This is a genomic window from Acinetobacter sp. CY17, assembly GCF_059515825.1.
Window position 1 is genome coordinate 32,648 of record NZ_JCAKMX010000007.1, and the last position, 22,040, is coordinate 54,687.

General features: G+C 40.6%; 22 protein-coding genes and 1 pseudogene. 14 read left to right on the forward strand and 9 right to left on the reverse strand.

Going from position 1 to position 22,040, the window contains the following annotated elements; all coding sequences use genetic code 11:
- Window positions 1-10 precede the first annotated feature (10 nt).
- Both AC5YCI_RS06750 and AC5YCI_RS06755 read right to left on the reverse strand, forming a co-directional pair.
- On the reverse strand, window positions 11-748 hold the full coding sequence (locus AC5YCI_RS06750; protein WP_496175325.1) for a dienelactone hydrolase family protein: 738 nt from the start codon (window positions 746-748) through the stop codon (window positions 11-13).
- A gap of 106 nt (window positions 749-854) precedes the next feature.
- Complete coding sequence (locus tag AC5YCI_RS06755) at window positions 855-1,010, reverse strand: DUF1328 domain-containing protein (protein ID WP_122900757.1); 156 nt, start codon at window positions 1,008-1,010, stop codon at window positions 855-857.
- A gap of 190 nt (window positions 1,011-1,200) precedes the next feature.
- Between AC5YCI_RS06755 and AC5YCI_RS06760 the strand changes: the two genes are divergently transcribed.
- Complete coding sequence (locus tag AC5YCI_RS06760) at window positions 1,201-1,653, forward strand: YcgN family cysteine cluster protein (RefSeq protein WP_496130190.1); 453 nt, start codon at window positions 1,201-1,203, stop codon at window positions 1,651-1,653.
- On the opposite strand, the gene AC5YCI_RS06765 is transcribed toward AC5YCI_RS06760, so the two are convergent.
- Window positions 1,650-3,689 carry a sensor domain-containing protein gene (locus AC5YCI_RS06765; protein WP_496130189.1) on the reverse strand — a complete coding sequence of 680 codons (2,040 nt, stop codon included), beginning with the start codon at window positions 3,687-3,689 and terminating at the stop codon, window positions 1,650-1,652. The genes AC5YCI_RS06760 and AC5YCI_RS06765 overlap by 4 nt on opposite strands.
- 323 nt (window positions 3,690-4,012) lie before the next feature.
- Here AC5YCI_RS06765 and AC5YCI_RS06770 point away from each other — a divergent pair, with 323 nt between their 5' ends.
- Window positions 4,013-5,284 (forward strand): replication-associated recombination protein A, encoded by a 1,272-nt coding sequence (locus tag AC5YCI_RS06770; RefSeq protein WP_496130188.1) that lies wholly within the window; start codon window positions 4,013-4,015, stop codon window positions 5,282-5,284.
- A gap of 202 nt (window positions 5,285-5,486) precedes the next feature.
- Here the strand turns inward: AC5YCI_RS06770 and purC are convergent, their stop codons facing one another.
- Genes purC through dapA form a run of 3 tightly spaced genes read right to left on the reverse strand, consistent with a single transcriptional unit; the run spans window position 5,487 to window position 7,757 of the window.
- Window positions 5,487-6,206 (reverse strand): phosphoribosylaminoimidazolesuccinocarboxamide synthase, encoded by a 720-nt coding sequence (gene purC / locus AC5YCI_RS06775; protein WP_496175326.1) that lies wholly within the window; start codon window positions 6,204-6,206, stop codon window positions 5,487-5,489.
- Window positions 6,207-6,251: 45 nt separating this feature from the next.
- Window positions 6,252-6,845, reverse strand: coding sequence for a lipoprotein-34 precursor (NlpB) (locus AC5YCI_RS06780; RefSeq protein ID WP_496175347.1), 594 nt, complete (start codon window positions 6,843-6,845; stop codon window positions 6,252-6,254).
- A 15-nt stretch (window positions 6,846-6,860) separates the two neighbouring features.
- Window positions 6,861-7,757, reverse strand: coding sequence for a 4-hydroxy-tetrahydrodipicolinate synthase (gene dapA, locus AC5YCI_RS06785; protein WP_496175327.1), 897 nt, complete (start codon window positions 7,755-7,757; stop codon window positions 6,861-6,863).
- Between the two features lie 696 nt (window positions 7,758-8,453).
- On the opposite strand from dapA, the gene mhpT reads away from it, so the two are divergent.
- From mhpT to AC5YCI_RS06800, 3 genes are all read left to right on the forward strand, one after another.
- Window positions 8,454-9,719, forward strand: coding sequence for a 3-(3-hydroxy-phenyl)propionate transporter MhpT (mhpT, locus tag AC5YCI_RS06790; protein WP_496130225.1), 1,266 nt, complete (start codon window positions 8,454-8,456; stop codon window positions 9,717-9,719).
- Window positions 9,720-9,840: 121 nt separating this feature from the next.
- Complete coding sequence (gene pncA, locus AC5YCI_RS06795) at window positions 9,841-10,488, forward strand: bifunctional nicotinamidase/pyrazinamidase (protein WP_496175328.1); 648 nt, start codon at window positions 9,841-9,843, stop codon at window positions 10,486-10,488.
- Window positions 10,485-11,420 carry a bile acid:sodium symporter family protein gene (locus AC5YCI_RS06800; protein ID WP_496130184.1) on the forward strand — a complete coding sequence of 312 codons (936 nt, stop codon included), beginning with the start codon at window positions 10,485-10,487 and terminating at the stop codon, window positions 11,418-11,420. The genes pncA and AC5YCI_RS06800 overlap by 4 nt, the downstream gene beginning before the upstream one ends.
- 40 nt (window positions 11,421-11,460) lie before the next feature.
- Here AC5YCI_RS06800 and AC5YCI_RS06805 read toward each other — a convergent pair whose 3' ends face one another.
- Window positions 11,461-12,732 (reverse strand): hypothetical protein, encoded by a 1,272-nt coding sequence (locus AC5YCI_RS06805; protein WP_496130183.1) that lies wholly within the window; start codon window positions 12,730-12,732, stop codon window positions 11,461-11,463.
- 58 nt (window positions 12,733-12,790) lie between these two features.
- Between AC5YCI_RS06805 and serB the strand changes: the two are divergent.
- The 3 genes and pseudogenes from serB (at window position 12,791) to AC5YCI_RS06820 (ending at window position 15,064) form a co-directional block, all read left to right on the forward strand.
- Window positions 12,791-14,008 (forward strand): annotated as a pseudogene (gene serB / locus AC5YCI_RS06810) (phosphoserine phosphatase SerB).
- A gap of 150 nt (window positions 14,009-14,158) precedes the next feature.
- A complete protein-coding gene (locus AC5YCI_RS06815) occupies window positions 14,159-14,485 on the forward strand; it encodes a hypothetical protein (RefSeq protein ID WP_496175329.1) in 327 nt (108 codons plus the stop codon).
- A 108-nt stretch (window positions 14,486-14,593) separates the two neighbouring features.
- Window positions 14,594-15,064 (forward strand): SCP-2 sterol transfer family protein, encoded by a 471-nt coding sequence (locus AC5YCI_RS06820; RefSeq protein WP_496175330.1) that lies wholly within the window; start codon window positions 14,594-14,596, stop codon window positions 15,062-15,064.
- 35 nt (window positions 15,065-15,099) lie between these two features.
- Here the strand turns inward: AC5YCI_RS06820 and dtd are convergent, their stop codons facing one another.
- Complete coding sequence (dtd, locus tag AC5YCI_RS06825; protein ID WP_496175331.1) at window positions 15,100-15,540, reverse strand: D-aminoacyl-tRNA deacylase; 441 nt, start codon at window positions 15,538-15,540, stop codon at window positions 15,100-15,102.
- A gap of 233 nt (window positions 15,541-15,773) precedes the next feature.
- Here dtd and AC5YCI_RS06830 point away from each other — a divergent pair, with 233 nt between their 5' ends.
- The 3 genes from AC5YCI_RS06830 to AC5YCI_RS06840 all read left to right on the forward strand — a co-directional run bounded on the left by AC5YCI_RS06830 (window position 15,774) and on the right by AC5YCI_RS06840 (window position 18,249).
- Window positions 15,774-17,291 carry a catalase gene (locus AC5YCI_RS06830; RefSeq protein ID WP_496175332.1) on the forward strand — a complete coding sequence of 506 codons (1,518 nt, stop codon included), beginning with the start codon at window positions 15,774-15,776 and terminating at the stop codon, window positions 17,289-17,291.
- A gap of 151 nt (window positions 17,292-17,442) precedes the next feature.
- Window positions 17,443-17,913, forward strand: a complete 471-nt coding sequence (locus AC5YCI_RS06835; RefSeq protein WP_496130178.1) for an ankyrin repeat domain-containing protein — start codon at window positions 17,443-17,445, stop codon at window positions 17,911-17,913.
- Window positions 17,914-18,051: 138 nt separating this feature from the next.
- A complete protein-coding gene (locus tag AC5YCI_RS06840; protein WP_496130177.1) occupies window positions 18,052-18,249 on the forward strand; it encodes a ribbon-helix-helix protein in 198 nt (65 codons plus the stop codon).
- Window positions 18,250-18,308: 59 nt separating this feature from the next.
- Here the strand turns inward: AC5YCI_RS06840 and AC5YCI_RS06845 are convergent, their stop codons facing one another.
- The gene (locus AC5YCI_RS06845) at window positions 18,309-18,665 is read right to left on the reverse strand and encodes a roadblock/LC7 domain-containing protein (protein WP_496130176.1); all 357 of its coding nucleotides are present in this window, start codon (window positions 18,663-18,665) and stop codon (window positions 18,309-18,311) included.
- A gap of 371 nt (window positions 18,666-19,036) precedes the next feature.
- On the opposite strand from AC5YCI_RS06845, the gene pncB reads away from it, so the two are divergent.
- The 3 genes from pncB to asd all read left to right on the forward strand — a co-directional run bounded on the left by pncB (window position 19,037) and on the right by asd (window position 22,039).
- The gene (pncB, locus tag AC5YCI_RS06850) at window positions 19,037-20,245 is read left to right on the forward strand and encodes a nicotinate phosphoribosyltransferase (protein ID WP_496130175.1); all 1,209 of its coding nucleotides are present in this window, start codon (window positions 19,037-19,039) and stop codon (window positions 20,243-20,245) included.
- A gap of 109 nt (window positions 20,246-20,354) precedes the next feature.
- Window positions 20,355-21,191 carry a sulfurtransferase gene (locus tag AC5YCI_RS06855; protein ID WP_496130174.1) on the forward strand — a complete coding sequence of 279 codons (837 nt, stop codon included), beginning with the start codon at window positions 20,355-20,357 and terminating at the stop codon, window positions 21,189-21,191.
- Window positions 21,188-22,039, forward strand: coding sequence for an archaetidylserine decarboxylase (asd, locus tag AC5YCI_RS06860; RefSeq protein ID WP_496130173.1), 852 nt, complete (start codon window positions 21,188-21,190; stop codon window positions 22,037-22,039). Before AC5YCI_RS06855 ends, asd begins: the two co-directional genes overlap by 4 nt.
- Window position 22,040: the final 1 nt, after the last annotated feature.

Sequence of the window (22,040 nt, forward strand, 5' to 3'; positions counted from 1 at the left end):
GGTGTTGGTTTTAAGCTAAACGACGAGCGAGTAAAGCGTACATGGCAGCTAAACTTTCAGCCTCAGCTTGTGCGTTATAGCCTAAATCGACACCATTGGCTTTGGCGCGTTCATCTGCTTGCGGATTGCTAAAGCCATGTTTGGCATCTTCAAATACAATCACTTCATGCTCAACTTTAGCATTGTGCATTTCTGCTCTAAATTTTGCCACATCATCTAAAGTCACCATGCTATCGAGTTCGCCGTGCAAGACTAAAATTTCCGCTTGAACTTGACCTTCTTCGGCAGGGCTTTGTGCACCAAGTGCAGCATGGAACGTAGCAACAGCATGTACAGGTGCACCTGAGCGAGCTAAATCAAGCACCACTTTACCGCCATAACAAAAGCCAATTGCGCCAATTTTATCGGCATTGACTTCAGCTTGTGCGGCTAAAGTGTCGAGTGCCGCAGTTGCACGTTGCACAATGGTTTCAGGTTGAGCAAAGGTTTGTGTCATCCATTCATTGGCTTGATTTGCTGCTGTAGTTGATTTTTTATCGCCATACATATCAATGGCTAAAGCAGCATAACCTTGCTCGGCCAATTCACGTGCGCGTTGTTCGGTATAACTATTGCGTCCCCACCACTCTGGTGCCACTAACACACCGGCAACATTTTGCGCATTTTCTGGAGCGGCAAAATAACCAATTAATTGGGTACCATCTGGCGCAGTATAGTTAATCTCACGTGTCTTGATCGTTAAAGCCATGAAAGTTTTCCTTTTTTCTATATGTTTATCTTTAACTTTAGTTGTACAACATTACACAAAAAAAAAGAAGAAGCAGGCTTCTTCTTTTTTATACTGATTTTGTTGCTTAGACCTTGCGGGAAAAGAAACCAACAATAGCCAAAATTACAGCTACTACCAATAGAATCACGGCAAAATCTTTAGATAAACCGGCAACACCACCAAAGCCAAGCAAGCTGGCAATTAAAGCGATGACGGCAAAAATAATCGCCCAACGAAACATATCTTTTTCCCTCATGTTGTTGTTATCAGATATTTAGTATAGAGAGGCAAAACCGGCTGCATTGTTAGGCTTTTGTTGATTAAATGTTCGATTTACAGGCTTTTTCAAGTTTATTTGCTGCCAATGTAAAGCAATAACTTTATAAGGGATACTGTTATAATAGCATCTACTTTATTCATTTTTTACTTCTATGAGCACTCAACTGCGTCCAGAGTTTTGGAAAAATTATAGCCTTGAGCAACTAAATCCTGCTGAATGGGAAGCGCTGTGTGATGGCTGTGGTTTATGCTGCTTAATTAAATTAGAAGATGAAGAAAGCAATGAGGTGGCCTACACCAAAGTCGCGTGTAAACTACTCGACTGTAGTACAGGGCATTGTAGTGATTATGCAGATCGTTTGAACTATGTGCCAGATTGTATTCAATTAACACCTGAAAAATTACAGCACATCAATTGGTTACCGAGTAGCTGTGCTTATCGGCGTTTAAACGAAAATAAGCCTTTACCTAGCTGGCATTATCTAAAAACTGGTTCGCGTGATAATGTCATTAAGGCGCGTAAATCAGTTGCTGGACGTTGTATTTCAGAACTTGATATAGATGAAGATGAGATTGATGAATATATTGTGCGTTGGGTACGCTAAGGAGCACGCATTATTTTTTCAATGTCTTGAATGGGCATCGGTCTATAAAAATAGAAGCCTTGTCCGGTGGCACATTGGCACTCTTGTAAGGTGCTAACATGTTCAAGCGCTTCAATTCCTTCAGCTAAAATTTCAATTTTAAGTTTTGGGCCAAGCTGAGCAATGGCACTCACAATGGCTAAAATAGCTGGATCGGCATGCATCTTTTCAATAAAACTACGATCAATTTTTAAAATATCAATGGGGTAGTCTTTTAAGCGTGTCAGCGATGAATGACCGGTACCAAAGTCATCTAGTGCAATGCGAATCCCTACCTGTTTAAGCTGTTCTAAAGCACGTAATACATAAGCTGCGCCACGTACTTCTAAGCTTTGCTCAGTAATTTCAATTTCAATCAGGCGTGGATCAATGTCATATTCAGCTAGGCGACTTAAAAGTGATTCTGCATAATTATCGCGTAAGAATTCAACAGGCGCGGCATTAATAGCCACAGGATGTAAAGCAATATTATGACGCAGACAATGCTTTACATCGCTAAACACTTTGCGCTGCATGGTTTCGCTTAAGCGTGTGGCTAACTCATAGTCTTGAAATGCTTCTTCTATATGTGCTGGGGTATGCGTAGATTGTTTGTCATCATGCCAGCGCAAGAGTGCTTCAAAACCAATGATTTTACCTGTGTGTAGATTCACCTTGGGTTGATAATACGGCACAATAGCGTCATTACGTAAAATCTCACGTGCTAAATTAAGCTGCTGTGCGGTATGTTGTAAGCTATGTAACATATGTTCATTAAATAGCAAAATACCACCACGGCCACTTTGCTTTAAATCATTTAAAGCGGTATCCGCACAACGAACTAAATGACATAAAGTACTGGCATCTTCTGGATAGCTGGCACAGCCAATACTGATGCCACCATTAATATATTGCCCTGCATAATAAATAGGGGCATCTAATTGTGCTGCAGCGCGCTGTGCATAATGAATTAAATCTTGTTTAGACGGCAATTCAGGAATAATCAGAGCAAATTCGTCATTACCAAAGCGAGATACAATCAAAGGCTTGGGAAAAGCTTTTCTTAGGCGATATGCAAACACTTTAAGCAGATGATCACCTGCCAAATGCCCAAGTGTGTCATTTAAATTTTTAAAATAATCCAAATCCAACATAATCAGTCCCACAGAAGTGGCATTCATATGGGCTTGATTAAGTGTATTTTCTAATAAACTATTAAATGCTCTACGATTATAAAGCTTGGTGAGATCATCAAAAGTATAGGCATCTTCGAGACGTTTTTCAGTCAAGGTCTGCTGACTCATATCACGAGAAATACATAATATTTCTTTCACCTGACCATCTTCATTGAGCATGGGCGTGAGCAAATTATCCCAATAATAAGGTGCACGACCAAAACGTTGCGTTATAGTGGAAAAACGTGCCTGATAACCTTTTTGTGCTTGAGAGAGGGCTCTTTTGGCTTGCGGCTGAATCTCTTGATCAAGAAGGTTTAACCAAGATAAATTAGATGTTTCTTGATGGGGCATAAGTAAAGCTTCACGCCCAAAGCGATTGATATAATTTAAACGTCCATCTGGGCTAAGCACCTTAATGCAATCAGCACTACTATCTAGGCATTTTTGTTGAGCAATTAATTGCTGTTGTTGTTGTTCTTTTTGCACGATATATTCATGAATATTATCACAACTAATGATCCACTCTAAATCCTGATGTGGGTGTAATTTCACATGAATTTTAAACCATTGATAAGAGTTTTCAATATGGCGAATACGGCACTCACAATCAAAATCTTGATCTAAGAGATGAGATTGCTGCCATAGGCAACGTAAATTTTGCTGATCCTCAGGATGAACAAAATTTTCCCAATTATCATTAGACAACAGATCGACGTCTTGGCCTATATATTGGTAAAGTGTTTGATTACAAAAGTTTTTTTGCGATTTAGTTTTTATCCAAAGCATTTGCGGGACTAAATCTAAGGTTTGTAACATACGCTGCAGTTGATTTTGTAACACATGTAAAGAAGCTTGAGGCTTTGCTGTGAAATCCTGAGAGGGAGAGAGAGCACGCTTGTTAGTGAGCGAGGATTTCATTTTTTTGTTGGTTACACTCTTAAAAAATGGCAAAAATTTGATCACAATATGGACCAAAGTATAACAATAAATGGTTAAATTCTAAATATTGGTATGCTGCTTTTTTACGTATAGCTAACAAAAAAAATCTTATTTTATGATCATAAAATTAAAGTGTTTATCTGATTTATGCGCAATGTAATTTATAGCTATGTATTGAGCTAACATAGTAGACTTTAGCTTAAGTCTACTACAACAATATTGCTATGTCTGACCATATTATTCCTTTACCTGAACGCTTAAGACCACGTGATTTGTCGCAAATTATTGGACAGGATCATTTACTCGCTGAGCATGCGCCACTAAGACAAATGATTGATCAGGGGCATTTACCTTCAATTATTTTTTGGGGCCCACCCGGAGTGGGTAAAACCACCATTGCTTTGTTGTTGGCTCAAGCAGTAGATCGTCCTTTTATTAGTTTATCTGCTCTAAATACTGGGGTTAAAGAATTAAGAGAAGTCATTGCTGATAGTAATGATTTAAGCACTCCTGTGGTGTTTATTGATGAGATTCATCGTTTTAATAAGTCACAACAAGATGCACTTTTGGGCGCGGTTGAAAAAGGTAAGATTACCTTAATTGGTGCAACTACCGAAAATCCGTCTTTTGAAGTGAATAATGCATTATTGTCGCGCTGTCAGGTATACCGGTTAAATAGTTTAGATGACACAGCTATTGAAAACTTGTTACGTCATGCCATTCGTTGTGATGAGTTTCTAAAACAGCGTTTGATTAAAATCGGGGAATTGGATGCCCTGATTCAATTTGCTGCAGGTGATGCACGTAAGGCATTAAATTTACTGGATTTGATTGCTAGCACTTTTGAGCCTGATGTTGAAAATATAATTGATAATGCTGTAGTGATTCGCGTCGCCCAGCAAAATATTGCCCGTTATGATAAGTCGGGTGAGCAGCATTACGATTTGGTGTCCGCCTTAATTAAGTCGATTCGGGGGAGTGATCCTGATGCGAGTCTGTATTGGCTTGCGCGTATGTTAAAAGGCGGTGAAGACCCTGTGTTTATTGCCCGTCGTATGTTGATTGCCGCATCCGAAGATATTGGTAACTCTAATCCAAATGCATTGTTATTGGCCGGTGAGTGTTTCCGTTCGGTGCAGGTCATTGGTATGCCTGAAGCCAGAATTATTTTAGGCCAAACTGTGGTCTATTTAGCCACCAGTGCGAAAAGTAATAGTACCTATTTAGCGATTAATCGTGCGATGGAGTTAGCTGAAAAAACTGCAAACTTAGCTGTGCCGTTGCATTTGCGCAATGCACCAACCAAACTGATGCAAGATGAAGGTTATGGCATCAATTATTTATATCCGCATGACTACCCTGAACATTTTGTCACACAGGACTATTTGCCGCCTGAGTTAAAAGGCACTAAGTTATATCAATCAGCACGTAATAAACGTGAAGTAGAAGCAGAGCGTTTGCAACAGCGCCGCTGGAGCGAAGAACAACAACAATAGAAAACTTAGGTGACACGGATGTCCAAGAACCGCACAGGTATGTCCTGTTTTAGTGTGATAACGCGTTTAATTTTACTTTTTGTGATCTGTTTATGGATTGCGATTTTATATGGTAAGTATGTTGGTTATCAGCCAGGAACGGTGTTTTTATAATCAAAAAAACCGAAGCCAAAGCTTCGGTTTTTTTAGTAAAACTTAATAATTAGATGTCAGATAAGTCGATACCAATACGAGTTGCAACTTCTTCATAAGCTTCAACCACACCGCCTAGGCCTTGACGGAAACGGTCTTTATCTAATTTCTTCTTGGTGTCTTTGTCCCATAAACGGCAGCCGTCTGGAGAGAATTCATCACCAAGAACAATACGGTCGTGGAACACACCAAATTCAAGTTTAAAGTCTACAAGTAGCATATTGCCTTCAGCAAATAATGCTTTAAGTACTTCATTGACTTGATAAGTCAGTTCTTTCATGCGTGCAAGTTGTTCTGCAGTTGCCCAGCCCAATGCAATGGCTTGTGATTCATTCACCATTGGATCGCCAAGCGCATCGTCTTTAAAGAACAATTCGAAAGTTGGTGGAGTTAACTCTTTACCTTCTTCTACGCCTAAACGACGGCATAGAGAACCTGCTGCATAGTTACGAATTACACATTCCACAGGGATCATGTCTAACTTTTTCACTAAAACTTCAGTTGGAGTTAGAAGTTTTTCAAAGTGAGTTTCAATGCCGGCAGCAGCAAGTTTTTCCATGATAAAGGCGTTAAAACGGTTGTTCACCTTACCTTTACGCGCGAGCTGTTCAATCTTTTCACCATTGAATGCCGAAGCATCATCGCGGAAGACTAATACTAAATGATCTGCATTATCTGTTTCATAAACAGATTTAGCTTTACCAGTATAGAGCAAGGTTTGTTTTAACATGAGGGGGAACCTTTTACTTGCAAAAAAAAAGCCTAGACAATCCGACTAGGCTGGCCAATTTTGGTAAATTTGAGTTAACAACTGAGCCGCAACGTCTTTATCGGCAAAACTGCTATCGGCATTGAACACAGCCAGTGTTTGCGTTGAACCAAGAGAGGTGAGTTTAAGTAACAAAGTTTGTCCATCGACTTTAATACTCACTTCATAACGGTCTTTGCTTTGATTGACCACGCTATAGTTAAGGCTGCTTAAAGTGGCAAGGGTATATTGCCAAATCTCGCTTGCTTCGCCTTCCATTTTAAGCAATGGATTTTGATTTCCATCAACAAGTGGGCTTGGGCGTGGTGTAGTTGCAGTTACTGTTGTGTTGGTAGGCTGCGCTGACTGTGGGCGAGGAAGGGCAAAGCGATTGCCTTTAGCATTGGTCAGTACAGGTGCATGCTCTAATGCTAAAGGGTCTACCGCTGGAGCAGGATACAACGGCGTTGCAGGTCGTACCATTGAACCTTCAGGATATTGCAAGGCATTGAGCTCTGTCGCTTCTTTATAGTCTAATGAACCATTTTTAATCGCAACTGAACTACAGCCTGTTAAGCTGATCGCAGAAAGTGCAAGGATAAAACCAAAACGTAATTGCATCATAATTTGCTCTTATTAAATGAGGCCCACTTCTTTAAGTGCTTCACGAAGTGGTGCGCGATATGCTTGAGCCAGTGGTGTAAGAGGTAAACGAATACCTGCTTCTACTAGACCCATTTCATGAAGTGCCCATTTCACAGGAATTGGGTTCGATTCACAAAATAAAATATTGTGAAGATTTGCAATTTTAGCATTTAAAGCTGCAGCCTGTTCATGTTCACCATTTAAAGCTGCTGCGCAGATTTCACTCATGGCTTGAGGGGCAATATTGGCAGTCACTGAAATATTACCACGAGCGCCTTTTTCAAACAGTTGATACGCTGTTGCATCATCACCTGAGTACACGGTCATATTTTTACCTTGTAAACCAGCGATTAATTCTGCACCTCGAGCGACATCACCTGTGGCATCTTTAATCCCCACAATTTGTGGTAGATCAGCAAGACGAATCACTGTGTCATTCTGCATATCTACTCCAGTACGACCTGGCACGTTATACAAAATTTGGGGTAGGTCAACTGCTTCAGCAACTGCCTTATAGTGTTGATATAAACCTTCTTGGGTTGGTTTGTTATAATAAGGTGTTACCAGTAAAGCGGCATCTGCACCAAGCTCTTTGGCTTCTTTGGTCAGTTGAATCGCTTCGTGTGTTGAATTGGCGCCAGTGCCGGCAATAATAGGAATGCGTTTATTGGCAACACGAATGATTTCTTTGATCACTTGTGTGTGTTCCGCCATGCTAAGCGTAGAGGCTTCGCCCGTTGTACCCACTGCAACGATACTATTGGTACCTTGTTCAATGTGCCACTCAACGAGCTTCTCAAGACCCTTCCAATCTACGCTGCCATCTTCAAACATAGGGGTGACGATTGCGACAATTGAACCCTGAATGGTCTGTGCTTGCTGAGTCATTTGCAAAAATATCCTATTTGTCCATCCGAGTACGGTTAGAAAAACATGAATTTGGATGGATTTATTTGTGATTTCTAAGTAAATCAACGTTCTTTTTTGAACGAGTGGCTTACTTAGCTAAATTATGACTGATGAAACGCATAAGAACAATATACTTTTTTCATCGGTGATAAAAACAATGTCTAAAGCGAAAGAAAAAACGAGTTTTTCTACAAATTAAAAGAGTGTGCTTGTTTGACCCCATCAAATTAAAGCAAATTTTGTGGAAAAACTAGGGATTTTCACAATATTTATTACTTGATGATAACGGCAAAAATAGCTGTAACGCTTGCTAGGAGCAGCGTAGCGGCAATTTTAATCTGTTTTTAAGACGAAATAAAGATCAATATAGATATTAAAAATATATATATTGATCTTTATCAATAAACCCTAAATCGCTGTTTAATCTTTCTTAATAATTGATTTTAACTCTTAAACTTTTTTTAGATTTAAGCTAGCTATAGCGCTGTCTTAAACAAAACAGACTAAATTGCTTGGAATCGCTGCTTAATTTTTTGCCCAGATTAATTGCTTTTAAGACTATATAAGAAATTCATAAAAACGATAAATTTCCAATAAATGAGTGAATATACAAGATAAATTTGCTGGGATCTTACACTTATTGATAGCTCGTATCCGCTTGCAGTCTTCGCCATGATGGCGCACGTAAGTTGGCCACTGATTGCAATTAAGGAGTATCCAATGCAAAGATCAGATAACAAACATGCGGTGATTACCGTGGCGATTTGTTTCCTTATTGCCGTAATTGAAGGGCTAGATATTCAGGCTGCAGGTATTGCTGCAGCAGGAATTCGCGAAAGCTTTGGCTTGAATAGCTCTCAACTCGGTGTATTTTTTAGTGCAGGGATTTTGGGTCTACTGCCCGGCGCACTAGTCGGTGGTCGACTTGCAGATCGGATTGGACGTAAAAAGGTTTTAATTCTATCGACTGCAATCTTTGCTGTATTTACGCTCTGCACAGTGTGGGTAAATAGCTTTAACAGCTTATTGGCCGTGCGTTTCTTAGCGGGTGCAGGTTTAGGTGCAGCAATGCCAATTCTGATTACGCTAGCATCTGAAGCGGTAACGCCACAAAATCGTGGTCGTGCGGTAGGTTTGATGTACTGCGGTATGCCAGTAGGTGCAGCCATCTTGTCTCTAATTGCAACTACAGAGTTTGGTTCAGACTGGAAAAACATTTTCTATTTGGGTGGTTTATTACCGATTATTGTGATTCCAATCATGATGTGGTTATTACCTGAATCTAAAGAATTCTTAAAAGCGCAAGACAAAACTGCCACTCAAGCGCAGCCACAAGCATCTTTTAAAGATTTATTTAATACTGAAAACCGTTTACGTACCTGCTTAATTTGGGTGAGCTACTTCTTTACCCTGATGGTGGTTTACATCATGCTAAGCTGGTTGCCATCACTGTTTACTGAGCTTGGCTTTACTCGTCAAGAAGGTGCTACAGCACAGTTCTACTTCATGGTTAGTGCAACGATTGGTACTATTATCTTAGGTATGCTGACTGATCGTTGGAAAAAAGCCTACGTAATTTTACTGATGTACGGCGGTATTTTAGCGGGTTTATTTGCGCTAAATGCAGCCAATGCTTTAACGCAAATGTATTTAGCTTCTGCCTTGGTTGGCGCGTTTGTGATTGGTTGCCAAGGTGTATTGTACGCTTTTGGTGGTATCGTTTACCCAACTGAAGTACGTGCTACAGGTGTGGGTGTAGCTTCTGCAGTAGGTCGTGTTGGCGCAATGCTTGGGCCTGCAATTGCGGGGCAATTATTGGTAGCAGGTTTTGGTGCAGCGGGTGTTATCTCAGCCGCTATTCCATGTATCGTGATTTCAGCGATCTTTATGTTGATCTTAGTTAAACGCATGCAACCGCAACAGGTTTCAGCAAAAGTTTAAAAGCTTTCAACCTTGATATAGCTCACAGCGATGTGGGCTATTTTTTTGCCTAAAAAATTGATAGCGTGTTTACCCTTAGATCAGCTACATTTTGGCAAACATCAATTGCAAGGGATCTGACATGAACCACAACAGCGTATTGTTGGTTGTCGATGTACAAAATGGCTTTACTCCGGGTGGCAACTTAGCTGTGGCGCAAGCCGATCACATTATTCCGATCATTAATCAACTGGCCCAGCAATTTAGCAATGTGGTGCTGACCCAAGATTGGCATCCGCACAATCATATCTCTTTTGCCGAAAATCATGCGGGTAAGCAAGCCTATCAACACATTGAGTTAGATTATGGCACTCAAGTGTTATGGCCGAGTCACTGCGTACAAGGCACACACGATGCAGAGTTGCATCCCGATCTCAATATTCAACATGCTCAGTTGATTATCCGTAAAGGATTTAATGCGCAGATTGATAGCTACTCTGCTTTTCAAGAGGCAGATCGTCAAACTAAAATGGGCCTTGCCAGTTACTTAAAAGAGCGAGGAATTGAGCAGGTATTTGTAGTTGGAATTGCCACAGATTTTTGTGTAGCTTGGAGCGCTATAGATAGTGCGGAGTTAGGTTTTAACACATATGTGATTGAAGATGCTTGCCAAGCGATTGATTTAAACGGTTCATTACAACAGGCATGGCAAGCGATGCAGCACGCTGGAGTAAAGCGTATTCAAGCTGCTGACGTGGCGAGTCAATTGAGCCTAGGTCAACAGCTATGAATGGATTTTTAAGATTTTCTAATATAGTGCAAAAAAGCTTTGCACTTTGGGTGTTGTTATTTGCGGGGCTAGCCATGCTCAGTCCCAATAGCTTTATCTGGCTCAAAAGCTATATTCCATGGATGCTCGGTATCATTATGTTTGGTATGGGCATGACCATGACGCTAGATGACTTTAAAAGCGTGTTGCAAAATCCCAAAGCGGTGGCAATTGGAGTGGCTGCTCAATTTATAATCATGCCAGGTTTGGCATTCCTTCTCTGTAAGCTCTTTAGCTTGCCGCCAGAAATTGCCATTGGCGTGATCTTGGTAGGGTGTTGTCCAGGCGGGACAGCCTCAAATGTGATTACTTATATGGCCAAGGGTAATACTGCGCTGTCGGTGGCTTGTACTTCGGTTTCGACCTTATTAGCACCACTACTCACACCTGCAATTTTTTATCTGTTGGCAAGCCAGTGGATTGAAATTAACGCACTGTCAATGCTGACTTCGATTTTACAAGTAGTGTTATTGCCGATTATTTTAGGCTTGGTGGTGCGGGCAATTTTAAAACAAAAGATTCAATACTATATGCCCGCCATGCCGCTGATTTCTGTAGTGGCGATTGTGGCAATTGTGGCGGCGATTATTGCTGGGAGTAAAGGACAGATTTTGGAATCAGGTTTACTGATTTTAGGCGTGGTGATATTACATAATGGTTTGGGCTATTTAATTGGTTTTTGGATCAGTCGTGTATTAAAACTACCTTATGCTGACAGTAAAGCTGTGGCAATTGAAGTGGGTATGCAAAATTCAGGTTTGGGTGTAGCCCTGGCTGCTGTACATTTTGCTGCTTCCCCTATGACTGCGCTACCTAGTGCTATTTTTAGCTTATGGCACAATATTTCGGGTCCGGCATTGGCCACCTATTGGGCTAGTCGCAAACACAACTAAATCATGAATATAAAAAAGGGATGCAGTGCATCCCTTTTATTTAAGCACCACTCGACTGCTTGCTCTTTAAGATTTCGCTGCGAATATCTTGGGCAATTTGAGCAGTTTCTGCATCCATGCCGCTAATCATAAAGGCATGACGAGTCAGGGCATTACTTGGATTAGGCAGTGCCACTAATTCATAATGGTCACTCAATTCTTTTAGTAATTCATTGGCCAACTGTAAGGCGCTTTCTTTGGCAACCAATTGCTGTACCAAACGTTCTGCGGCTTGTGGGGCTGACAGATGCATAGATGCCACTGCCGTCGACAAAGCAGTACGGGTTTGTAACACAAAGCGTTTATCTTCACGGTAGCGCTTATACAATACTTCTGATAATAACTGGAACACGTTACTAATCATCACCAAGCATTTAACTGCATCTATTTTCTCAGAAGAAACACTCAGCACAGCGCCGTGTTCATTAAAACTTTGTAAAAGCGTGATATCAGGGCTATTGAGCTTGTAGTGTTGTAAACACAAATCAATACTTTTATTTAAAAACAATTGGCATAAATTAAAATAGGGTACAGCAACAGTCGGGCTCACCGAATTGAGTAATTGTTTTGGATCATAAAATTGAATACTCAACGCTACAGCAGAATGATCTAGGGCTAAAGAACGCACTTCTTTGGATTTGGCTTTATTAGGTGTTTGGCTGTTCACTTGGGCTAGGGCTAAAGCTGTATTATGTTTTTCCTGCTCTAAGGCTTGGCTTAAGCTTTGCAATTCGTGTTTTAAGCGCGCTTCATTATTAATGCGCTCTAAATACTCTTTGCGGCTTGGACGCGCAATCGCACGATAAATAAACCACAACAGCGCATGTACCAGCAGTGAAGCTAAAATCGCCAGCCACTGATTACGTAAAATTTCGCCCATACTTGGCTGAATTAAAGTGATTTCAATGCTACCGACCTTCTTCTCATTTTGTAGCGCATCGCGTACAAAAACCTGACCATCACGGGTTTTGGATAAACCACCTGTGGCTAGAACTTGTTGATTAGCATCTAAAATACGAATCGAAGCAACACTTGGATTGGTTGCATAGCGATTAGCAAGCAAGGCCAATGATACGGTATTGGCAGGTTCAAGCTCAGTTAAGCTGTCTGTGACCAATTGACTGGTCATCAGCTGACCCTGATTGGCACGGTTTTCATTGAGCTGATGAGTTGTGGCTAACACCAATAGAAAGGTGTGTAGGGCAAAACTTACAATGAGTAGGCTAGCAAATAGCCCTTGTCTAGGCGCATTCAAGGTAAACTTCCAAGGCAATTCGATTCAATTTCGATGATGATTGTAACAACAGTTGTCTGTTAGACCCGAGTAATTCATGCGAGAAATCATTCTTTTATCATTGTTAGGGTCCGTCCAACTGCCTCAGTTTACTCGATTCAGATAGTGATTGTCCGCTCATTACTGACAAATTCTTACTCTTCGATAAACTGTTATTTACAAATCACTGAATTTAAGCATTATAGTCGCTCTAGAAAATCGAATGACCAAGCACTTGGTGATGAGAAATTCTAATCTAGCACATGAAATAGACCTAACTGTGAGCTTTAAAACCATGTCTCTAATCCCCTCTGAACAGTGGCTAAGTGAAGTACAAAACGCACACTATATTGTCACCGTATTAGCACCAGAATTAACTACTGCTGATGTAGACGCTGTTTCTCAATTGCTTGCTGAACAAGGTTTAACGATTAAAAATAAGGCCCGTTTGACGGGTCTTCCTGTATCTGTAGTCCAAGAAAATCTAGCAGCACGCGCGTGTGTACAATTGACATTAACTGGTCAATTGGCAGATGCACAACTCACCCGTCAAGCCATCTTAGCTTTGTCACAGCAACGTCAGATTGATATTGCCTTGCAAACCAGCGCAGTGTATTGCCAACCCCGTGGTTTAATCTGTTTTGATATGGATTCAACCTTAATTGGTCAAGAAGTCATTGATGAATTGGCAAAAGAAGCAGGTGTAGGCGAAAAAGTTGCTGAAATTACAGAACGTGCTATGCAAGGCGAGCTTGATTTCCAAGCTAGCTTCCGTGCGCGCGTGGCATTATTAAAAGGTATGGATGCTTCTGTACTGGCCAGTATTGCTGAGCGCCTGACTATTAATGAAGGCGCAGCACACTTAATTTCAACTTTAAAAGCCAAGGGTTATCGTACCGCAATCTTATCCGGTGGTTTCCAGTATTTTGCTGAATACCTACAAGCCAAGTTAGGCCTAGATGAAGTACATGCCAATGTTTTAGATATTCAAGATGGCCGAGTGACTGGTGAAGTCACAGGCGATATTATGGATGGTGCACGTAAAGCATTATTCTTAGGTAAAATTGCTGAACAAATGGGCCTTAGCCTTGAGCAGACTGTGGCTGTAGGTGATGGTGCCAACGACTTGCCAATGCTCGGCTTAGCAGGCTTAGGCGTGGCTTACCATGCGAAACCTTTGGTGCGCCAAACTGCACAACAGGCCATTTCTAATGTTGGCTTAGATGGTGTGCTTTACTTACTCGGCATTCATGCTCAAGAAATTCATGCCCTTTAAGTTAGATACAATGAGTAAAAAATGCAGCCTTCTGGTTGCATTTTTTTTGACGACAGATTGTGTCGTAGCAATGCTTTTTTTAGATTTTTTTTAGCGTTGAATTACGCATAATGACCCCAGACCAACGTGTCAACCTTGGTCGAGGAGGTCATGATGATAATTATGCTGTTATTGGCAAGCGCTGTAGTACTGTATTTTTGCACCACAGATCGACGTTACTTATTGTTGGTCTTGGTGGCATTGTGCATTGAGGCGCTGACTTTATGCTTAATGTGGTGGTTGAATCTGCCAAGTACACTGGGTTATATCTTAGGTATAGCAATGTTGGCAGTTGCTATAGTGGCTTTGCTGTGGCGTGAAGATCGCAAAGTACAGCAGCAGGTTAAGCCCAGTCCGATTTATAGGGAACATACCCCTGTTTACGAGGACCAACAGCAGGGCTATTTTGCGCAAGATTTAAAAGATGCTTCCAATTAAGGCATCTTTTAAACACGAAAAATATGAGATTAGCGCTTGTTATACAGAACTTTTTTACAATTGTGCTAGCATGCATAATTTATAAACAATTAAAAATAGGCTGCTTAGATGAAATTTCCAACCCTTCCTGTGGTGAAATTACCGCTTGTTGATGTCAGTACTGACCCATTAGATCTGCTTGTTGCTGGATTAGTACTACGTATGAAGCAAATGTCACGTGGTAATCCAAAGTTTATTGAGCTGATTCAAGAACGCCAATTTCGTTTAGAGATTGCGACAGACAATGGCATGGCACGTCAAATTGTGGTGAATCACGGTGAGATTTCTACCGTTTCAGGACGTGCAGAAGCAGCAGATTTTGTCTTGCAATTTGAAAGCAGTGAACAAGCGGTAAAAACCTTACTTAAAGGTGATACGTCGGCGATTATGACTGGGGTACAAAATGGCTCGATTAAAATGGAAGGTGATTTTAGTTTATTGGTTTGGCTAAATCGCGCAGCGCAGTTAGTTGTTCCTAAACAGGTCAAAAGCAAATACAAACACGTCCGTCGTTTGATTAAAGAAAAAATTGGTCGTTAAACAATAGCCCGCAATTGCGGGCTTAATGTTTAAATTTATTCGATTTCTAGATTAAAGGTCACTGGCCCATCATTAACCAAATGTACTTTCATATCGGCAGCAAAAATACCGGTTTGTACATTTGTGAATTGGCTTTGTGCATAAGCCACCAATTGTTCATAAAGCGCTTTAGCGTCGCTTGGTGGCATTGCAGGGCCAAAGTCTGGCCGTAAGCCTTTTTGGGTGTGTGCCATTAAGGTAAATTGTGACACCAACAATAAACCGCCACCCGATTGACTCACATTCCAGCCCATTTTGCCTTGTTCGTCATCAAAAAAACGATACTTTAGAATCTTATCAATCAGCTTTTTGCCTTTATCTAAATTATCATCTTTACCTAAGCCTAAAAAAACCACAATCCCATGTTCAATTTGGCCGGTGATTTCACCGTCTACCACGACTTTTGCTTCTAAAACTCGCTGTAATAATGCGCGCATAATTCAACCAAAATCATATACTTCTCAACTTGAGCATCATTGTAGCAAAAGCTCATAATCGCCCCTAATGATAAAAAATATTAGTCTTTAAAATTTTGATAAAAACTTGATTTCGCAATTTATTTTGCATTTAAGAAAACGATGAAGCTGATAAAAATTATCATTTTTACCTCTAACTTAAATTTTAGTACCTTATGCCGTGCAGGAAAGGTATTTATTGAGAGATGACATTCATGTTTAAGCGTTCTTTGCTCGTCGCGATGCTTGCAGCAGTGACTGCTGGCACACAAGCTGCGCCATTAACTAAAGATAATGGTGCGCCAGTTGGTGATAACCAAAATTCAATCACCGCAGGTCCAAATGGTTCTGTATTACTTCAAGACGTACAATTAATCCAAAAACTTCAACGTTTTGGCCGTGAGCGTATTCCTGAGCGTGTTGTACACGCACGCGGTACTGGTGCATATGGTGAGTTTGTCGCAACAAAAGACTTATCTGATTTAACCATCGCTTCACTATTTAAAGCAGGGACAAAAACACCTGTATTCTTGCGCTTCTCTACAGTGATTCATGGTAAACACTCGCCTGAAACTTTACGTGACCCACATGGTTTTGCCATCAAGTTCTATACCCAAGAAGGTAACTGGGACTTAGTTGGTAACCAAACGCCTGTCTTCTTTATCCGTGATGCCATCAAATTCCCAGATTTCATCCATGCAATGAAACCAAGTCCAATTGACAACGTTCAAGACGCCAACCGCGTATTTGATTTCTTGTCGAGCCAGCCATGGGCAACTAACATGTTGACTTATGTGTATGGTAACCAAGGTGTGCCAACCAGCTACCGCGAACAAGATGGTTTTGGTGTGCATGCATTCAAATTGTATAACGCCAAAGGTGAATACAAATACGTGAAGTTCAACTTCCGCTCGAAACAAGGCGTGAAAGGTCTAAACGTAAAAGAAGCGGCTGAGTTACAAGGTAAAGACTTCAACCACTTAACTAACGATCTTTACAAAAACATCAACGCGGGTAATTTCCCGAAATGGGATCTTTATATCCAAGTGTTAGATCCTAAAGATCTAGGCAAGTTTGAGTTTGATCCACTAGATCCAACAAAAATCTGGCCAACGAACCTAGTTCCAGAAACCAAAGTCGGTACGTTAACGCTTAACCGTATGCCGAAAAACTTCTTCCAAGAAACCGAACAAGTGGCATTGGCTCCAGGTAACTTGGTTCCAGGTATCGAGCCATCAGAAGACCGTCTACTTCAAGGCCGTATCTTCTCTTACTCAGATACACAAATGTACCGTTTAGGTGCCAACCACCAGCAAATTCCAGTGAACCGTCCATTGGTGAATGTGAATAACAATAACCAAGATGGCTACATGAATGTGGGTGCGACTTCATCTAACGTGAACTACGAACCAAGCCGTATTGAGCCAAAACCATCTACGCCAAAAGCGCGTGCGGTTGAAACGCCACTGTCAGGCACAGTGCAACAACGTGGTGTGAAGGAGCAAAACTTCAAACAAGCAGGTGAATTGTATCGTTCATACTCTGCTAAAGAGAAAGACGACTTAATCATGAACTTGGCAGCTGACCTTGGTAACGTGAAGGATTCAGAAACCAAACACATTATGTTGTCTTACTTCTACAAAGCAGATGCAGACTACGGTACACGTATGACTAAAGCAGTCAACGGTAACCTCGCTACAGTTAAAGCAAAAGCTGCGGCTTTAAAAGACTAATTTCGATTGGTCTAAAGATTGGTGATTGGGGCGCCACATAGGCAATCACCTCCGAAAAGTCCTGTAAAACTCAATTCCTTTCCTGCACCCTAGGGGAGTTTTACAGGCACTTGTTTTTGTTTTATCACTCAAGTTATCTATAGGAACGATCATGAAATTTTTAAAAAGCATGCTGCTGACTGTAGCTTTAGGCTTGGCTGTAGGACAAACGCTAGCACAAACCTCTCAACCTGCTTCACCAGCAGCGCAACAAGAAGTGATTGATTTATTCTTTGCTGCGGCGCGTACGGGGAATCATGAAGTCATTCATGAATTTTTAAAGCATGGTTTTCCTGTTGATGTTAGAAATAAAGATGGTTATACCGCGCTGATGATGGCCACCTATTATGGTCATCAAGACATTGTCACCAGTTTATTAAATCAAGGTGCAGATCGTTGCTTACGTGACAACAAAGGCAATACAGCCTTAATGGGCGCGATTTTTAAATTAGAGTGGTCAATTGCCAAACAGTTGAAAAGTGTAGATTGTGATGTCAATGCCAAACAAACAGGACAAAAAACTGTAGCTGAATTTGCCAAAGTGATAGGCCAAGATCAAAAGCTTAAACAATTGCTAGATTAAACAGTGAATATACTACAAATCAGGTCGATGAAAATTCGGCCTTTTTTAATTTAAATTAAAAAATCTATAAGAAGTACTTGAGAAAGTTAAATGTTAATCTTATTATAATTTAATTATTACTTTTTAGTGTTTATAAATATGGAAAATAAGACAGCAAGATTAACAGTGCTCATTGATCCTGTAAAAAAACATGCATTTGAAGAGTTGTGTGCACGTCAGGATCTTAAACCTTCACAAGTGGTACGCCAACTCATTCGTGAATACTTAAAACAGCATGGTGTTGACTATGCAACGCAAATGCAGGGCAGTACACAGCATGAAGCTAAAGATGCTTAATGCCAAGTAGGCTAAAAAAATCTGTCTTAAAAGACAGATTTTTTTTAGCTGATTTAGACTTAAGCGAAATCTAAACCTTTTTCAAAGCTACGTAATTCGTGACGTGCCATTGCAAGGTTAGATTTTTGACGATCAAGCACCAAGTACAAGAACAATTCGTCATTGCGATCAAGAGGACGCATTAAGTGGTATTGCTTACCTAACGTGATTAAAATATCTTCAATCTTGTCGTTTAATTGCAATGCTCGTGCTGTTTTTACTTTAGCGCGAATCACTTCAGTATTACCTGCAGCTGCTAATTCTAAATCGATGCCACTACCTAAAGTTGCTAGTGCAAGACCACTTGAGCTGTCTACCAGCGCAGCAGCTACGAAACCGTCAATTTCTGCCAAGTCGTCTAATGTAAGTTTAGCCATGTGGATTCCCCTAGGTATTACAAAGAATAAATGATGAAAATATTGCAAAAAAAATGATCATTTTTTTGCTTAAAGCCATGCTAAATAAAAAGAAAAATGATTGCAATCAAATATCATAAAAAAATATTTAATAATTATTAAATTATCATAATATGTTAATATTTTGTGATGTGGTTAGCATAAATCCAATTATACCATCCTTAAGCCGAACTTAAGTTAAACCTATATCGGCTTAAGCAAAATGGCTTTTTACACCAAATTACGCATCTGGCGTATAAAAAGCCAAAAAAATAGCGCAAAATCGTTTTTTTTCATTTGCAACTCAAAATTAAGTTTTTATAGTGAGAGAAGGACTTTTTCATGAGCAGAACATGCAACCGATAATTCGATCATTGTTGGATACCGACCTGTATAAATTCACCATGCTGCAGGTGGTATTACACAAATTTCCACAAACGCATAGTGTGTACCATTTCCGCTGCCGTAATTTGGAACAGACTGAATATCCATTGGTTGATATTTTACCGGAATTGCAACAGCAACTCGATTACTTATGTGAGCTAAAATTTAAAGAAGATGAGCTCACTTATTTACGTAGCTTACGTTTTATTAAAAGTGACTTTGTTGATTATTTAGAATTATTCCAATTAAAGCGTCGCTTTATTAAAGCAGGCGTTGATAGTGAAGGTCGTTTGGACATTTGGGTGGAAGGTCCAATGGTGCAAGCGATGATGTTTGAAATCTTTGTGCTTGCCATTGTTAATGAACTGTACTTTAGCAAAATCCGTTCTGAAGCTGTCCTTGAAGAAGGCGAGCGTCGTCTAAAAGCCAAAATTGCCCTCATGCAAGAGTATCAGCGTCAACAAGATCCAGAAGATCCACCATTTTTGGTATCTGATTTTGGTACGCGTCGTCGTTATAGCTTTGAATGGCAAAAGCATGTGGTACAAGAATTTCATAAAGCCGTACCGGATATTTTCCGTGGTACTAGCAATGTGCTCTTAGCCAAAGAGCTTAATATTATTCCAATTGGTACCATGGCTCATGAGTTCTTACAAGCCTTTCAAGCACTTGATGTACGTCTACGTGATTTCCAAAAGTCTGCCTTAGAAACGTGGGTACAAGAATACCGTGGTGATTTAGGGATTGCTTTAACGGACGTGGTGGGGATGGATGCCTTCTTGCGTGACTTTGATTTGTACTTTGCCAAATTGTTTGATGGTTTACGTCATGATAGTGGTGACCCTTATGAATGGGGTGATAAAGCCTATGAACATTATAAAAAGCTCAAAATTGACAGCAAAACCAAGATGCTCACTTTTAGTGATGGCTTAAATGTCGAAAAAGCATGGAAATTGCATCAATACTTTAAAGACCGTTTCCAAGTCAGCTTTGGTATTGGTACCAACTTGACCAATGACATGGGACAAACGCCGCTGAATATTGTTTTAAAGTTAGTTGAGTGTAATCGTCAGTCAGTGGCTAAAATTTCCGATAGTCCGGGTAAAACCATGACCGATAATGACACTTTCTTGGCTTATTTACGTCAAGTCTTTGATATTCAAGAACCTGACGAATAACAGACTGCTATAGCTGATTTTTTGCTAAGTTTTGGCAAAAAATCAGCATTATCATAATAAACAGCTATGCTAAGATTTTGACAGTACTGCTGTAATAACGACCATAACGATGACAAATTTAAATTTTGATTTACTCATAGAAGCTGAAGATTTAGTGCCATTTTTAGCGCATCCCCAACTGCGTATTGTCGACCTAAGCCGTCGTTCGGTCTATGAGCAACTTCATATTCCAGGTGCGGTACATCTAGCACCTAAGTTATTGGTGCGCCAGGAAGAATATGCTTCAGGTTTTTTACCCGAAGCTGAGCAATTGCAACAATTGGTTGAATTTTTACAGATTTCGCCTGAGCATCATGTTGTGGTTTATGATGATGAAGGTGGCGCATGGGCAGGGCGCTTCATTTGGAATTTGCATTGCTTAGGATTTGAAAATACCAGCCTAATCAATGGCGGCATTCATGCTTGGCTCGCAGCTGACTTACCGACCTCTTCTGAAAGCACACAAATTATACCTGTTGAAAACTTAGTTTGTGTAGAAAGTAATTTGCAGTATCAAGTCAATTACGCTGAGTTGTTACAATTGGTGCAAAATAATCAAACCCAAATCTGGGATTGCCGTACTGAAGATGAATATACTGGACTACGTTTAGCTGCGCGTCGCGGTGGACATATTCCGGGTGCATTGCATTTTGAATGGAGTACTGCCCTTAATCGGCAAAATCATCTAAAATTGCATCCTTTAGAACGCACCCAACAACGCTTAGAACATTTGGGTTTTAATCTCAATGAGCCTGTGGTGGTGTATTGTCAGTCGCATCATCGTTCTGGGTTGGCTTATATTTTAGGGCGTTTGTTAGGTTGGAATATTCGCGCCTATGATGGTGCATGGAGTGAATGGGGCAATCGCCTCGACAGTCCGATTATTACTGGAGAGTTGCCGTCTTGAGCCTCACATCACGTTTAAAACAACAGATTTTTATTAAAGCGCAAAACGTTGTACCACAGCATCAATTGTCTCGTATTGTTGGGAAATTGGCTGCTGCTGAGCATCCGTTGGTAAAAAATGCCGTGATTAGTGCTTTTAAAGCCCAATACGGTATTGATATGTCGATTGCTGAACAAAGCAATGCTTTAAAATATAAATCATTTAATGAATTCTTTACTCGTGCATTAAAAGATGGTGTGCGTGAAGTCGATCAAGATCCTCGTAGTATTGTTTCACCTGCCGATGGCGCGATTTCACAAATTGGTACTATTGTTGAAGGCGAAGTCTTCCAAGCTAAGGGGCAAAGTTTCTCAGTTGAAAAACTGATTGCTGATCCACAGTTGGCTGAACCCTTTAAAAACGGTCAATTTGCCACCGTATACTTATCGCCTAAAGATTATCACCGTGTACATATGCCATTTGCGGGGACTTTAACTGAGACCTTGTACGTGCCGGGCGAGTTATTCTCTGTCAATCAAACCACTGCAGAGAACATTCCGGGCTTATTTGCGCGTAATGAACGTATGGTGTGTTTGTTTGATACTGAGCTTGGTCGTATGGCAGTGGTGTTAGTTGGGGCCATGATTGTGGCAGGTATTGAAACTGTCGCTACCGGTAAAGTGAAACCAACAGGTCGCCTCGAGCTCAATCAGCATAATTTATTCTTAGATAAAGGCGCGGAATTGGGGCGTTTTTATTTAGGTTCAACCGCTGTAGTATTATTTGAAAAAGATAAGATGCAGTGGGATGCAGCATTTACTGCAAACTCTGCGGTAGAAATGGGCAAGCCTTTAGGGCATCGCCTCTAAA

What these genes read in the sequence shown, in the direction of transcription:
- AC5YCI_RS06835 (WP_496130178.1), top strand. Translation starts at nt 17,443, where the DNA reads ATGAAATTTTTAAAAAGCATGCTGCTGACTGTAGCTTTAGGCTTGGCT.
- AC5YCI_RS06800 (WP_496130184.1), top strand. Translation starts at nt 10,485, where the DNA reads ATGAATGGATTTTTAAGATTTTCTAATATAGTGCAAAAAAGCTTTGCA.
- AC5YCI_RS06820 (WP_496175330.1), top strand. Translation starts at nt 14,594, where the DNA reads ATGAAATTTCCAACCCTTCCTGTGGTGAAATTACCGCTTGTTGATGTC.
- AC5YCI_RS06755 (WP_122900757.1), bottom strand. Translation starts at nt 1,010, where the DNA reads ATGTTTCGTTGGGCGATTATTTTTGCCGTCATCGCTTTAATTGCCAGC.
- AC5YCI_RS06770 (WP_496130188.1), top strand. Translation starts at nt 4,013, where the DNA reads ATGTCTGACCATATTATTCCTTTACCTGAACGCTTAAGACCACGTGAT.
- AC5YCI_RS06830 (WP_496175332.1), top strand. Translation starts at nt 15,774, where the DNA reads ATGTTTAAGCGTTCTTTGCTCGTCGCGATGCTTGCAGCAGTGACTGCT.
- AC5YCI_RS06855 (WP_496130174.1), top strand. Translation starts at nt 20,355, where the DNA reads ATGACAAATTTAAATTTTGATTTACTCATAGAAGCTGAAGATTTAGTG.
- pncA (WP_496175328.1), top strand. Translation starts at nt 9,841, where the DNA reads ATGAACCACAACAGCGTATTGTTGGTTGTCGATGTACAAAATGGCTTT.
- AC5YCI_RS06780 (WP_496175347.1), bottom strand. Translation starts at nt 6,845, where the DNA reads ATGCAATTACGTTTTGGTTTTATCCTTGCACTTTCTGCGATCAGCTTA.
- purC (WP_496175326.1), bottom strand. Translation starts at nt 6,206, where the DNA reads ATGTTAAAACAAACCTTGCTCTATACTGGTAAAGCTAAATCTGTTTAT.
- AC5YCI_RS06760 (WP_496130190.1), top strand. Translation starts at nt 1,201, where the DNA reads ATGAGCACTCAACTGCGTCCAGAGTTTTGGAAAAATTATAGCCTTGAG.
- dtd (WP_496175331.1), bottom strand. Translation starts at nt 15,540, where the DNA reads ATGCGCGCATTATTACAGCGAGTTTTAGAAGCAAAAGTCGTGGTAGAC.
- AC5YCI_RS06840 (WP_496130177.1), top strand. Translation starts at nt 18,052, where the DNA reads ATGGAAAATAAGACAGCAAGATTAACAGTGCTCATTGATCCTGTAAAA.
- dapA (WP_496175327.1), bottom strand. Translation starts at nt 7,757, where the DNA reads ATGACTCAGCAAGCACAGACCATTCAGGGTTCAATTGTCGCAATCGTC.
- AC5YCI_RS06845 (WP_496130176.1), bottom strand. Translation starts at nt 18,665, where the DNA reads ATGGCTAAACTTACATTAGACGACTTGGCAGAAATTGACGGTTTCGTA.
- AC5YCI_RS06750 (WP_496175325.1), bottom strand. Translation starts at nt 748, where the DNA reads ATGGCTTTAACGATCAAGACACGTGAGATTAACTATACTGCGCCAGAT.
- mhpT (WP_496130225.1), top strand. Translation starts at nt 8,454, where the DNA reads ATGGCGCACGTAAGTTGGCCACTGATTGCAATTAAGGAGTATCCAATG.
- AC5YCI_RS06815 (WP_496175329.1), top strand. Translation starts at nt 14,159, where the DNA reads ATGATGATAATTATGCTGTTATTGGCAAGCGCTGTAGTACTGTATTTT.
- pncB (WP_496130175.1), top strand. Translation starts at nt 19,037, where the DNA reads ATGCAACCGATAATTCGATCATTGTTGGATACCGACCTGTATAAATTC.